Below are 13,145 nucleotides of genomic sequence, written 5' to 3'. Positions count from 1 at the left end.
GCGAAATAGAAAGGAAGTACAGAAGAGGAAGAAGCCCGCAACTACAGTATGTTCTCTAAATCGGTCAATGAATTGATGCGCATAGGGGCTTCCTCTACGGGCACTTCCCCAAATCCGTATGTAGCAAAAATGAATGGGATACCACTCTTCTGGCTAGCCTCGAAGTCGCTGCGGGTGTCACCGACGTATACGGGCGCTTGCAAATGGTACTGCTCGATAACCTCCAGTATATTCTGGAACTTAGGTAGGCTTTTGGTGCCAAAGCACTGATGTCCTTCGAAGTATTGCGCTAATTGGCTGTGCTGAAAGAATGCTTCGATATACCCTCGCTGACAATTGCTAACGATGAACAGCCGATAGCCTTTGTGGGTTAGGTAGCGCAGGGACTCTTCTAGTCCCGCATACAAATTGCCGCCGTACTGCTCGACACCGCCTAACTCGTGTTGGGCACAAAGAGCTTTAAACTCTTGTCGTCGCTCGGCCGGCAGGGTCGGGAAGAGCCGGTCGTACACCATCTCAAAGGGCTGACCTGTTACGGCCTGCACATCGGCCACGGTAATATCATTCTCTATATAATCGACGCTGTTTCTAGCGGCTTGAAAACCCTTGGTTACCGATTCGGTGGCGTTCCAAAGGGTGCCATCCAGATCAAAAATTACACTGTCGAAGCGTTGCGTCATAAGAAAAATTGTTGATGCCAAATAGCGCATGTGCTCATTGCGCCCGGCCATACGAACGCCATCAGTCAGGGTTTGTTTCAGCAAAGAGCTAGTTGGCTTGAGAGCCACTATCTGTAAACAAGTCAAGCCAACTCACAGAGGGGACTAGTGATACCTAGCAGTTAGAGAGAAAATAGCGTGCGTCTACTCTATTGCTTTGCTTACCAAGGAATGCCGAAAAACAAGTGTAATACCTGAGTGGCACACTAGTTGCAATGGGGGCTGCCAAGTGGCTTATGTGATAAACCTCTTTATTTTAAGGCGATTAAAGTTTTTTATACTTTTTCTTTATGATTATCAGTAATTTGCTTTCGAAAGTCGGTTGGTTTGGATGATGAGCCTTTACTTTGGGCTTAATAAAGTGGCAAAAATCTTCTTACATCTTTTTTATGTACAAAATAGTTTTACTGTTTTTTTGTGCTCTCTTCCTTTTGCTGGATGTAGAGCCCTCGCAAGCGAGGGAGGCAAGTAGCGCTACCATTGAGGCGGAAAGTAGCGCATATCCCAAAGTGCCACGCCCTAACTATAAGCGCTACCGGGGCAATAGTCGCTCAAAACGCAAACGCTTAGGTTTCTTCCGTCGACGTGCTGCTCGGCGCAAAGCCCGTCGTAACCACGTCGCTAAACCAGCACCACGGAAAGGCGTGATTTCGGTAGATGAACCGAAGGGTGTAATGCCGAAAAACTAAGTGCTCCGGGAATAAGTAAAGCCTTATTATTCCGCTTAATACAATAGCCGCATTTGTCTTGAAAAAGCAAATGCGGCTATTGTATTAAGCGGGTTTTAGACTTAGTATCCTGCGAAGAATTTAGTGGCTGGGGAGATGCAGACTCTTAAATCTCTTGTTTCAGTATTAGACTGTTTGGCTTATGGATTCCTAAATCAAGACTGCTAATGGGTTGCTAAAACAATATATGATAAAATGCTGATTATCAAATAGTTGTTGTTCTGAAATATTTTTCATTACTGTCGTGCTTAAATGCTGCTTAAGTTCAATGAGAAAGCAAGCGTATATTTTAGTTAATAAGTCTCATGTGTTATCGATAAAGTCATAAAAACATTGGTTTCCCACAATGAATGCCCTTTCCTGAATTAAGAAAAATATAGATAATTACTTATATACATAACTAATTGATATTGAAGTATTTATATTAAATGTAGAGGTCTTTATAATATTGGCAATTAAATTGTATTGTTACTACTACATCACAACTAGCTTATTTTCATCCATGAACCACATCTATAATTCTCAGGCGGTTTGGGTACGTGCGGCACTGTTTTTTGTTCTATTATTTGGTTGTCTGTCGGTGCAAGCTGCACTTCCTTCCTCAGCCCAAGTAACCGCTTCGACCACGGCTTTTCTGAAAAGGTTTGTGAATAAAGATGGAGAGGTCAACTATAAAGCTATTCAGCGTGACCCTAAGCAGCTTGATGCTTTACTGGAAGATATTGCTTCGTTTAGCATGACTGGTGCCTCGCAAGCCGACTTGTATGCCTTTTACTTGAATGCTTACAATGTGCTTGTTATTGGGGAAATAGTTAGCAATTATCCTCTGACGTCGGTACGCGAAATGCCAGGCTTCTTCGACAAGAAGCAGATGTTGGTAGGCGGTGAGAAAATGACGCTCGACGAACTCGAGCATAACAAGCTACGCAAGCTCTACGACGACCCGCGCCTGCACTTTGCTTTGGTGTGTGGCACTGCTAGCTGCCCTCGCCTAAGCCGCGAGGCGTATATGGGCAAAGATCTATTTACGCAACTCAACGACCAGACTCGGCGCGTGTTGCAAGACCCTGCTTTTGTGAAAGTAGATGCTGAAGGTAAAACCGTGATGCTGCCCGAAATCTTCAAGTGGTACGAAGCCGATTTTGGTACTAGCGGAAAAACGGGTGTGGCGTACGTCAACCAGTTCCGTGCCGACAAGCGCGTTCCCACCTGGTTTGCTATGGATTACTACGCTTACGACTGGAGACTAAACGACCAGAAAGCAGAAGACCCCAAAAAATAAGTTTACTGTTAAGGCAGGCGCAAAACAACAAAACCGGCAGGCATGACTACGCAGCGATGCTAGTTGTGCCTGCCGGTTTTGTTGTTTAAAAGGAGAATCAGGTTAGGGTACTGCTGTGTCAGCAGCCTCTTTAAATAGCGTGGCAAACAGACCAGGTAGGTTCCTTGTACGCAAGAAGCTTACCTCTACGCTACAGTTTCCGTAGAAGAGCTACCATCCCAAATCCCACCCATGCTTACCTCCCGACTTGAACACGATTTCTTGGGCGAACGGGCCATTCCGGCCAATGCCTACTATGGTATCCAAACCCTCCGGGCGCTGGAAAATTTCAACATTACGGGTATTCCGCTCAAGTCGGAGCCACTGTTTGTGCAGGCATTAGGCTACGTGAAGAAAGCTGCCGCCATGGCCAACCGCGATATGGGCGTGCTAGATCCTAGCATCGCCAACTGCATTGTTCAGGCCTGCGACCGGGTGATTGCCGGCGAGATGGACGAACAGTTCTTGACCGATATGATTCAGGGTGGCGCTGGTACTTCCGTGAATATGAACGCCAACGAGGTTATTGCCAACGTGGCGCTGGAGTTAATGGACAAGGCCAAGGGCCAGTACGAGTTCTGCCATCCTAACAACCACGTCAACTGTTCGCAGTCTACCAACGATGCTTACCCGACGGCCTTTCGTATAGCACTCAACAACAAGCTAGAAAGCTACAGCCAAGCCCTAGGCGAATTAGCCGATGCGTTTGCTCAGAAAGGCGAAGAGTTTCGGAACGTGTTGAAGATGGGCCGCACCCAACTCCAAGACGCCGTACCCATGAGTATGGGCGACGAGTTTCATGCCTTTGCCACCAATCTGCGTGAGGAACTGCTGCGTATCAAAGACAGCCGCAACCTGATCAGCGAAATCAACATGGGGGCTACCGCTATTGGCACCCGGGTGAATGCCCCAGCTGGCTACGGCGAAAAGGTAACCGAATATCTGCGCGACATCACAGGGCTAGACCTGGTGCTAGCCGGCGACTTGATAGAAGCCACCTACGATACGGGTGCTTACGTGCAGCTCTCGGGTGTGCTAAAGCGCACCGCTGTAAAGCTTTCCAAGATTTGCAACGACCTACGGCTTCTCTCTTCTGGACCTCGGGCGGGCTTGTTTGAAATCAATCTGCCGCCGCTGCAGCCGGGTTCCAGCATTATGCCGGGCAAGGTAAACCCGGTGGTGCCGGAGGTAGTCAATCAAACCGCTTTCTACGTCATAGGTGCCGACTTAACCGTAACCATGGCCGCAGAAGCGGGGCAGTTGCAGCTGAACGTGATGGAGCCTGTAATTTCGTTTGCCCTGTTCACCAGTATTTCCTACCTGACGCGGGCGTGCCATACCCTACGCGAAAAATGTGTAGTGGGCATTACGGCCAACGCGCAACACGCGGAGCAGTTGGTTCGCAACAGCATCGGTATTGTTACGCAGTTGAATCCGGTGCTCGGTTACGAGACGTCTGCTGACATTGCCAGAGAAGCTTTACGCACAGGCAAGAACGTGTACGATATTGCCGTGACGGAGCGCCAACTGCTTTCGCAAGCCAAATGGGACGAGATATTCACGTTTGAAAACCTGATTCGTCCGCACTTTATCCAGTGAAAGCGAGACAGGGAAAGTGAAGTATTGAAGCGAGTTGCACTTGTTGATGCTACTGCATCCCTGTCACTGCTTCAGTTCTTACTGCACGCGCTCTAGCAGCACGGTGGGCTGGTCGTGGTAGGTGGTGCGGTGGTATTCCTGGTAGCCAAATTTGCGGGCTACCCGCAAAGAAGCTTCGTTTTTGGGGTGAATAACGCACACGGTACGGACCGGTCCAAAATGGGTGTCGCCCCAGGCAATGGCAGCTTCCACGGCTTCGGTAGCGTAGCCTTTGCCGTGCGCAGCAGAAGCCAGCACCCACCCAATTTCTGGGGCACCGTTGCTAGGCGGCACAATGTTGCGCTTGGGGTCGGCAAAACCCACTACTCCAATGAAACGGCCCGATTCTTTGTCTTCCACAGACCAGAAGCCATAGCCCATCAGGGTCCAGTGTCCAATGCTACGAAGCAATGTCGCCCAGACCTCTTCTTCTAGCATAGGCCGGGGACTCAAATAACGGTAGACCTTGGGGTCGGCCCACATGGTTACGTATTCGGGGAAATCAGTGGGCTGGTAACCGCGCAAAAGCAGACGGGTGGTTTCCAAAACCGGAACTTGAAGTACAGATTGGCTAAGCATGGACGCGCAAGGGAGCCGGAGGCTGTAGATGGTTCCGGATGAGCTAAAGTAATAGGTGTCGGCAATAATGGTCCCGATACAGGCTATAGAGCAGATAAAGAAATTGTTGTCTTGGTTGCAAAGAGGCCGCATACCCAACAACGGATAGGGAAGCCAATCAAGGGCGAGCTTCTTTTATGGTCTGATGGGAAGTGCCACCATAAGTTGGCCCCCTCTATATAAAACAAAAGCCTTTCCGCTTGCGGAAAGGCTTTTGTAAAACACAGGAGTACGAGCTAAACGCTTATGAGCCAACCCCAGAACTTTGTGGCCGGCCGTTCATTTCAGTTACTCGCTCTGCTGCATTAGATTTCTTTTGCGCACCGTTGCTACCATTAGTGCTAGCCTCATTGGTAGACTGTTGCACGGTTACATCAGTGGCTTGCTGGCCAGCGCGCTCGGAAAGTTGTCCGTTGTTAGCGGCAGAACTCTGGCCACCTTTAATTTGAATCTGGTGGCGCATCGTTTTCTGTTCGTCTTTCGGTACGCTTACCCGCAGCATACCGTCCTCGAAAGAGGCTTGTATGCCGCTAGCATCCACCGTGTCGGGCAACTGAAACGAGCGCTGGAACGAGCCGAACGAACTTTCCACCATGTGGTAGCGCCGCTGATTCTGCTCGTTGCGGAACTGCCGCTCCCCGGCAATGGTCAGGCGGCCTTGGTGAAAGTCCACCTTAATGTCTTCCCGCTTCATGCCAGGCAAAGCGGCTTCTATTTCATAACTCTTCTCGGTTTCGTAGGCATCAACGTGGGGCGAAAAGCTGCTAACACGCCCCCGCGAGGCCAGCGAATCGTTGAAGAACCGGTCGAGCATCGTGCTGAAGTTCGACGATGCCATATCAGAGAAGGAATCTTGAAATTTTTGAATAGACATGGCGTTGAGAGCTTAGGTGAAACCAACAACGGTGCCGTTTACGATTCGAAAAAAACGCAGGTTTCACTGGAAACCATGATTTTTTTAGACGCGCAAACAATTTTTTTAATGGTGTTTAAAGCAGCTTAGAGTGTTGCTTCTGAGCGCCTTCCAGTGAGTTACTCGCTATTACCCAACAGGTGCTGCCTTGATAATCTGCTTGGCTACTTCCACTAGCGTCTTGCCTTGGTAGGTAGGCGGTGGAGCTAAAGGATAGAGCTCCTGGCCGGGCCGGGCAATGAAGCCAGCAGCCAGACCGGCATGCAAGGCGCCTGCTACGTCCCAGCCGTGCGCAGCTATTAGCGCGGCTTCAGCGGGTTGTACGCCCGCCGTTTGGACGGCGGCAAGGTAGGTGTCGAGGTGAGGCTTGTAGCGCTGGCTGGTATCGATGCTCAAACCCTGCTCGAAGTAGTGGATGATGCCTGCATAGCGCAGTTGTTCGTCGAGCACTTCTCGCGTGGAGTTGGTGAAGGCTACCAGCCGAATACCCATGTCCAGGAGCATGGCTAGCCCTTTCGGAACGTCTTTGTGCGCGGGCAATTCCGTTAGTAGCTGCACTATCTCGCGTTTTTTGGCGGGTTTCAGGTGCTTCTCTTCCAGCTTATCGGCGGCCATATCGAGGGCTGCTTCGGCAATGGCGCTGAACGGGTGGTAGGACCCCGTAACAGTGTCAACCAACGAATAGTGAAGAAGCAAGCCAAACCACTGCTGAAACGCGAACTTGTTGCCAAAAGCCTTACCGACTGCCCGCTTCAACTTGCTCATATCCAGCAAGGTCTCGTTGACATCAAAGAAGATAACCTTGGGCTGCGGTGAAGAGGTAGTTAAGAGAGTTTGCATAGAAAGAAAAAGTGGGCCAGAAAGAGCGAAGTGGGCAATGCAGTGCACATACGCACACATTAAGTATAAGGAGTGCGCCAACCGAAAATCTTTCTGTTAACACTCGAATAGCAACTAGTTTCAACGTCGATGCTTTCATGCTGGCAACGGCAAAGTCAATGCCCAAACAGCTTAAGATTATACCTACCGACGCAGTCTGCCCTTAGGTCTTAAGTCTGTGAAAACTTGCTCTAAAACAAAACAGCCGCCTGATAGAGGCGGCTGTCTGCAAAGCGGAGGGGTGTTCTACCACGAGCCACTGTTATCATCGTCGCTGTCGAAGCCGCCGCCGCCAGTATCGTCTGACGACATATCGTCGTAGGAAGAATTATCGTCGGAAGAGAAATAATCGGGCGACGAGTTATTGGAGTCGTCTTGAGAAAAGTAATCGGGAGCAGCATCGTTGGTGCTGGCCCCGCCGAAGGCTGGAAACTCATCGGCCGATGAAGCGCCACCTGCTGTCCCGGCAGCACCTGCAAGGCCCGTTGCGCCTGGGTCAAGAGACGAAGGTGCGCCGTTATGGCCCATCATACTGTTGCCAGACTCATCGTGACCTCCGGAGGCCATGCGGTTGCCTAAATAAGCACCGGCGGCCGCTGCAGCCCCCGTTGCCAGAATACCACCCATACCGCTGCCCATACCACCGCCCATGCTATTTCCCATACCTCCGCCATAGCCATTGCCACCCATATTGGGGCCGCGGTTACCGTAGAAATCAGGCCCTTGTTGTTGGGGCGGCACATTGCCCCGGTTGTAGTTGCCGGTGGGGTTATTGGGGAGGTTGCCGTTACCATAAAAATCGGGCGCATTGCCCGGTACTGCTGCCGCTTGCGATTTGCGCCGAAACAGCCGCACCAGTACCCATATCACTCCACCAATCAGCAAGGCACCAATGGCCAGTGTCCCGATGCCAAGGCCCGAAGATTGCGGGGCTGGAACAGTGGACTGGGGCGTAAACGGCTCAGAGGCAGGAGTGTTGTCGGTCGATGCTAAGCCGTCAGTGTTCAAGTTGGAACTGCTGGCTGCGGCTCCCGTACCTGCGGCGGCTCCAGAAGCAGTAGCGGGGGCGGTAGTTGTGGCGGGCTGGTTTTTGTTGGGGTTCGATTCGGGGTTAGCCGCCAACATCAGCGTATTCAAGCCAGTACGTATTCCCGCAAAGTACTTGCCCTGTTTAAAGCTGGGCGTCATCTGGTCGTTGATGACACGGGCCGTTACCTCCGGCGTAATCACGCTTTGCAGTCCCGAACCTGGCTGAATCGTGACTTTGCGCTCCTGCCCGGATAGCAGCACCACAATGCCGTTGTTTTTTTCGCGCTGCCCTACACCCCACGCTTGGCCAAGGGCCCGGCCGTAATCGGCTACGGTGCGGCCGCCTAGCGTAGGTACCGTCACGACTACAATCTGGGTCCCGGTGTTATCGGCGTAGCGGCGCAAACCACTTTCCAGGGTTTTAGCGTCGGCGGGGCTGAGCAGCTTGGCCTCATCGGTCACGAAGCGGAACGGGGAAGGCCGGGCTGGTAGCCCCTCCGCCGTTGAAGCTGCTGCCGATTCAGATTGAGCAGCAACGGAGGCAGGCGCACTCAATTCGGCTGATGAGAGCAGCAACAGAAGAAACAAGAAGCGATGCATGGCACAAAAGGTGTAGTGAGACGAATGGCTGTCAAACAGGTGTATCGCCTTCTACGGAGCCCAGGGCAATAACAGCTATACGAACACCATCAATCAGATGAAACCAATTGTTGTCCTGCCGTTCTCAACACCGCAAAATCTATCGTCAAGCTCCACCTTGTGTGTGGGTACCCAGTATCTTTGTAAGCTATGAACAGAAGCTTACTGCCAGCTATATATTTCAGGAATGCTGCTGGTCAATTATTGGAAGATGCCGCCGGGTTTTTGCGGGTCAGTTGGAGTAGCAACGCCTACCGGCCAGAGGAAGTACGGGCGCTGTTTACGCATATGGCGTATGCGCTACGGCGCAACAACTGGAGCTGTATCTTGATCAACCAGATAGGAATGCGGGCCTTCTCGCAGGAGGAACAACAATGGGTAACCCAAGAATGGTTGCCATTGGCCGTGCAGGCTGGCTACCGTTACGGAGCGGTGGTGGTATCGGAGGACGTGATGGTGCGTCTGGCTACCGCCTACATCACCACGCAAGTGAATAACCTGCCACTGATTTATCGGTCTTTTATAACCGAGCCCGAAGCCTTGGAGTGGCTGTTGCAGCAGTCTAGCTCACCTCCGTCGCAACGCAGCTTTTCGTAAGCTGCGCTCAAGAAGGCCCTTCTCTCGAACAGTTGCTTTAAATGTTGAAACACGGTGCCGGAGACGCATATCTCGCACCCCGGCACCGTGTTTCAGTTCCTGCTTAGTTGCTTGACTTGCCCTAGCAACCGCAGCTCGCGGCAGCCTCGCCCGATGCAGCGGCAGTTGCCAGGGCAGGACCGCAGTCGAATAGGCCGAAATGGCGGTCTTTGTTGCCTACTACCTGAAAGTAAGACGCGTAACGCGTTTCACCTACCATAGCAGCCGTGTTGCCGCACACCAGCATGGGACGGCCGGTTTCAAAGGTATGGTGGTCGTCGAGCACGAACTGGTGGGGCTGACCAGGCACTGTGCCAAGGTAGGTGGCCACTTGGCCGTAGTCTTCGCAGCGGTCTTCTAAGTCGAGCTTGAAGGCGCGGACCGTGAACGAGTAAAACCCGATGTTGCCGACTTTGGCCTCTATTTCGGGGTTGTTAATGGTAAGGCGACGGCTGGCGAAGAGGCGATAATCCGATACGCCCAGGCGCATAAGCAGCCGGCGGAAGTCCTCGGTGTAGAGGGCGCCGCTCAGGCATTCGCCGTACAGCACTGGGTCCTGGCGCAGTGCTTCGGGCACGCGGCGGTCGGCAAATACGTCGGCAATAAACAGCTCGCCGCCGGGCTTTAGCACCCGGAATATCTCGCGGTACGTGGCTTCTTTATCGGTGCTGAGGTTGAGCACGCAGTTGCTTACTACCAGGTCTACGCTGTTGTCGGGCAGATCGGCCGTGCGCAAGTCTTCGATGTAGCCGTGGCGAAATTCCACATTGGGCTGGCGATAACCGAACTGCGTGGTATGGAAATCGATGTGGCGGCGAGCCACGTCGAGTTGCTCTTCCGTCATGTCCACGCCAATGACCCGGCCCGTTTCGCCCACCAACTTGGAAAGCAAATACACGTCGCGACCCGAACCACTGCCTAGGTCGAGCACCGTGCATCCTTCAATGGCATCGGGCACGCACACGCCGCAGCCGTAATACTTTTCTAGTACTTCGGGGGCTAGCTGGGACAGAATGCGGCGGTGGGCTAGCGGAATATCATCGGTGCAGCAGGCATTGGTGAGCAGGTCTTGGTTGGTTTCCAGCTGCGAACCGTAGTAATCCTGTACTTGAGCGTGGGTGTCGGATGTTTGCATAGTCATGAATGTAGAGAAGCTTACGTACACAACCGGCAGCTTGGATGTCGGTTTGAAGTGCGTAGTAAGTCGGAATCTACAGAAGTCTTTGCTACCTATGAAACCCACATAACAAAATAGGAGCGATAAGGCAGCGGCGGCTACACGACTAGTGCTGAATCAGAACTGCGCAGTGGAAGCCTGGTAAACAGGTCGTTGTACCTGCAAGCGCACCCGCAGGTATTGTTGCAGCCACACGGGGTAGAGATTATACCCCACGTTAATAAGCGTAAGCACCAGTACCCACTTCCAGCAACCGTAGGCCGCCGCATAGACACTGCTGAACAGAAAGAAGAGCAGCAACACCAGGTGGAACCGCTCTTGGTGGTAGCTGGTGCGGCGGAGGCTCGGTGGCGTACGCGCCGGTAGTTGGGGTACTGGCGCCGCACAAGACGATTGACGAAGTCGCCGTTCTGGGTGAAGCGGTTGACGAAGGGCACCCCTAGCTTGCGGTAAGTGGCCGACCTAGTGCTAAGCTGCCAGTATGGAAACCAAGAAGTTGACAACCCATACGCCAGCAGGCTGACAGCTAGTAGCCCGTACAGCCACGGCCGCGCCATGTGCTGGTAGCAGAAAACGCAAAGCGGCACCAAACTCAGCACCGACCAGAATAGGCTCGGTATTGCGTTGTAGAAGGCCAGCAAGGCCACAGACGGAGCAGCGGCTTTCTTTCCAGGCGGCAGCATGGGGGCAACTTATTGAACCCTTCGGTTGAAACACAAACGCTACAAGCCCGGAGCCCGGTGAAAGACTTGGCGCCCCAAGCTACCTGGGGTTGGAGCGTTCAGTCAGCTAGTAGCTGCTGTTCTCGTAGCCAATCGAAAATCTTTTGGTCGACGGCGGATACCCGGGGCCGGTCCTGATAGCTTAACCACGCCATTTCCTCTATCTCGGCCGCGGGTTGCAGGGTGCCCGAGTACCGGCCGCTGTAGCAGATCATCACCACCGATACGCCGGTTGGGTGGCCATGCGCCTGCGCTTCAAACGTGCCGACATGCTGCAAACTCGCCACATCCAAGTCAACGGTTAGCTCTTCTTTGATTTCGCGCCGTAAGGCCTCGGCGTCTGTCTCGTTTGCTTCGCGCTTGCCACCAGGCAGATAGAACCGGTCTTTGCCTCGGCTGCGGGCGCTCAAGAGCTTGCCTTCCTGTAGGTGCAGCCACGCAATTTTATCTATTGTTTTCACGCAAGTAAGGTAGCGGAATCCGAGAATAAGTAAGTGAAAAGTGTGGCGCCTCTGCGTCCTATATCAAGCCGCAGCAAGCTTAACAGGCACCAAGTAACTAGCAGCGGGCTAATGCAACCCGTACTTACCTAAACTTGCGCGGAAGAGTAGTCGTAGGCCTACTAGTACTACCCCGCAGGTAGATTCTGCATGCCCCGCGGTAGTGCTTGTTTGCTTTTCCACCTGTTTTGCCTCCCGCCTTATGTGCCGCCTTCCCTTCTTTTCCTTATTGCTGATTGGCTTGGCGTCCGCTTCGGCCCAAGCTCAAGGTGGTGCGCCCCTTACGCCCACGCAGCGCAACACTGGTGAGCGAGTAAGCCCTGTCCCCGGGGTTACGCTACCCGCTGGCGTAAACCAGAACAAGATTGAGCCGGTGCCTGCGCCCACGCAAGTACGCCCCAACGGGGTGCTACCCCAACCGGCCGTTCCGCGAGGCGATGTAACCGCGGGCCCCGTCGATTCGGGCCAGGTGCAACCCGCCAAGCGCAACCCCACTACCCCGGCCCGGCCGCAAACCAGACGCCCCTAGTAGCAGAAGTTTATAACCAAGTAGCCAACCTAGCCAGTCAGCCCCAACACCAATTCCCCGTTATCGGGGGCATGGTGTTGGGGCTGAAGTTTTAGTGGCCTTTGCGTGTCGATGTATTGTTTATCATCGGAGACGATCTAGCCTCATAAACTGACAAGCCTTATACAAGCGTAAAGCATAGCGGAAGCCAGCAAGTAGTGCAGTTCCTCGCCTTACAAACAAGCTTGAATAACAACGGTATCGGATAGGTGAGGCTGATACGGCAGAAAAGTTGATTTGCAAGCTATTAAGTCAAGCGGTAAACGCATATTCTTTCTAGTATCTTGCAACCTATCTGATCCCACTCCCGAGTTATGAACAAACAGCTTGATGTTATCAACGCTTACTTCGATTTGGTCCAGTCCTTTAACGTGGACCCGACTGCCTACGCTGCGGTACTACACCCCGAGATAGAGCAGATCGAGTTTCCAAACCTACTCAACCGAACCATCCAGCGTCGGTCCTTCGATGATATCCTAGATAACCTTCGGGCAGGGCGGGAACTACTGCGCGATCCGTCATTTGAAGTACAGCATACCCACGTCAGCGCCGACGGCGTCGTGTTGGTAGAAGGAGAGTGGCAAGCTACCACCGTAAGCGACGTACGGGCCCTAACTCGGGGGCAGCGCTTAAGCTCTCAACTCTGTTTGATCTTTGAATTCAAAGACGGCAAGATCTACCGGCAGCGGCGCTATCCTTGCTACGAGCAATTTTAAGCTAAAACCTATAAGCTATTTCTGCTGAAGGTTTTAGCCTATATCGTTGCTATAGTGGTAATAGCTTCAAGCAAAACCAAAACACTTAGCTCAGTCCTGCTGAGCTTGCCGCAGCATCTCGCCTACTCACGTTATGGTGGTATTGTCCTGCTGAGCGGAGCCGAAGCATCTCGCTCGAATCGTTGAATTAGCACCACAATGTCAGCACGCGAGATGCTTCGACTGCGCTCAGCAGGACGGGTATACTTTGGCGATGTCAGCGCGTGAGATGCTGCGGCTTCGTTGCCTCCCTTGCTTGAGGCGTCACGTGCTCAGCAGAACCGATATAAGTTGTCAATTCGA

13 protein-coding genes are annotated in these 13,145 nt (G+C 52.6%); 5 read left to right on the top strand and 8 right to left on the bottom strand.

The window, feature by feature from the left end; all coding sequences use genetic code 11:
* Positions 1–41: 41 nt before the first annotated feature.
* Positions 42–680: an HAD family hydrolase gene (locus tag MUN86_RS22180; protein ID WP_245120144.1), complete on the bottom strand. Its 639-nt coding sequence runs from the start codon at positions 678–680 to the stop codon at positions 42–44.
* A 1,269-nt stretch (positions 681–1,949) separates the two neighbouring features.
* Here MUN86_RS22180 and MUN86_RS22175 point away from each other — a divergent pair.
* The gene (locus MUN86_RS22175; RefSeq protein ID WP_245120143.1) at positions 1,950–2,729 is read left to right on the top strand and encodes a DUF547 domain-containing protein; all 780 of its coding nucleotides are present in this window, start codon (positions 1,950–1,952) and stop codon (positions 2,727–2,729) included.
* Positions 2,730–2,960: 231 nt separating this feature from the next.
* Positions 2,961–4,367, top strand: a complete 1,407-nt coding sequence (aspA, locus tag MUN86_RS22170) for an aspartate ammonia-lyase (protein ID WP_245120142.1) — start codon at positions 2,961–2,963, stop codon at positions 4,365–4,367.
* Positions 4,368–4,445: 78 nt separating this feature from the next.
* Here the strand turns inward: aspA and MUN86_RS22165 are convergent, their stop codons facing one another.
* The 4 genes from MUN86_RS22165 to MUN86_RS22150 all read right to left on the bottom strand — a co-directional run bounded on the left by MUN86_RS22165 (position 4,446) and on the right by MUN86_RS22150 (position 8,445).
* Positions 4,446–4,952: a GNAT family N-acetyltransferase gene (locus MUN86_RS22165; RefSeq protein WP_245120141.1), complete on the bottom strand. Its 507-nt coding sequence runs from the start codon at positions 4,950–4,952 to the stop codon at positions 4,446–4,448.
* A gap of 316 nt (positions 4,953–5,268) precedes the next feature.
* Positions 5,269–5,898 (bottom strand): Hsp20/alpha crystallin family protein, encoded by a 630-nt coding sequence (locus MUN86_RS22160; RefSeq protein WP_245120140.1) that lies wholly within the window; start codon positions 5,896–5,898, stop codon positions 5,269–5,271.
* A gap of 168 nt (positions 5,899–6,066) precedes the next feature.
* Positions 6,067–6,777: a haloacid dehalogenase type II gene (locus MUN86_RS22155; RefSeq protein WP_245120139.1), complete on the bottom strand. Its 711-nt coding sequence runs from the start codon at positions 6,775–6,777 to the stop codon at positions 6,067–6,069.
* Between the two features lie 285 nt (positions 6,778–7,062).
* Positions 7,063–8,445 carry a TPM domain-containing protein gene (locus MUN86_RS22150; protein ID WP_245120138.1) on the bottom strand — a complete coding sequence of 461 codons (1,383 nt, stop codon included), beginning with the start codon at positions 8,443–8,445 and terminating at the stop codon, positions 7,063–7,065.
* Between the two features lie 189 nt (positions 8,446–8,634).
* Here MUN86_RS22150 and MUN86_RS22145 point away from each other — a divergent pair, with 189 nt between their 5' ends.
* The gene (locus tag MUN86_RS22145; RefSeq protein ID WP_245120137.1) at positions 8,635–9,081 is read left to right on the top strand and encodes a hypothetical protein; all 447 of its coding nucleotides are present in this window, start codon (positions 8,635–8,637) and stop codon (positions 9,079–9,081) included.
* Between the two features lie 121 nt (positions 9,082–9,202).
* Here MUN86_RS22145 and MUN86_RS22140 read toward each other — a convergent pair whose 3' ends face one another.
* The 3 genes from MUN86_RS22140 to MUN86_RS22130 form a co-directional block, all read right to left on the bottom strand.
* Positions 9,203–10,255 (bottom strand): methyltransferase domain-containing protein, encoded by a 1,053-nt coding sequence (locus tag MUN86_RS22140; protein ID WP_245120136.1) that lies wholly within the window; start codon positions 10,253–10,255, stop codon positions 9,203–9,205.
* Between the two features lie 140 nt (positions 10,256–10,395).
* Complete coding sequence (locus tag MUN86_RS32700; protein WP_245120135.1) at positions 10,396–10,980, bottom strand: hypothetical protein; 585 nt, start codon at positions 10,978–10,980, stop codon at positions 10,396–10,398.
* Between the two features lie 98 nt (positions 10,981–11,078).
* Positions 11,079–11,480 (bottom strand): NUDIX hydrolase, encoded by a 402-nt coding sequence (locus tag MUN86_RS22130; protein WP_245120134.1) that lies wholly within the window; start codon positions 11,478–11,480, stop codon positions 11,079–11,081.
* Between the two features lie 241 nt (positions 11,481–11,721).
* On the opposite strand from MUN86_RS22130, the gene MUN86_RS22125 reads away from it, so the two are divergent.
* Entirely contained in the window at positions 11,722–12,048 is a 327-nt protein-coding gene (locus MUN86_RS22125) for a hypothetical protein (RefSeq protein WP_245120133.1), read from the top strand.
* Between the two features lie 353 nt (positions 12,049–12,401).
* The gene (locus tag MUN86_RS22120; RefSeq protein ID WP_245120132.1) at positions 12,402–12,803 is read left to right on the top strand and encodes a nuclear transport factor 2 family protein; all 402 of its coding nucleotides are present in this window, start codon (positions 12,402–12,404) and stop codon (positions 12,801–12,803) included.
* Positions 12,804–13,145: the final 342 nt, after the last annotated feature.

This window comes from Hymenobacter volaticus (genome assembly GCF_022921055.1).
Taxonomy (GTDB): Bacteria; Bacteroidota; Bacteroidia; order Cytophagales; family Hymenobacteraceae; genus Hymenobacter; species Hymenobacter volaticus.
Note: the sequence above shows the minus strand (reverse complement) of the source record. Positions and strands in the feature narration are given on the sequence as shown.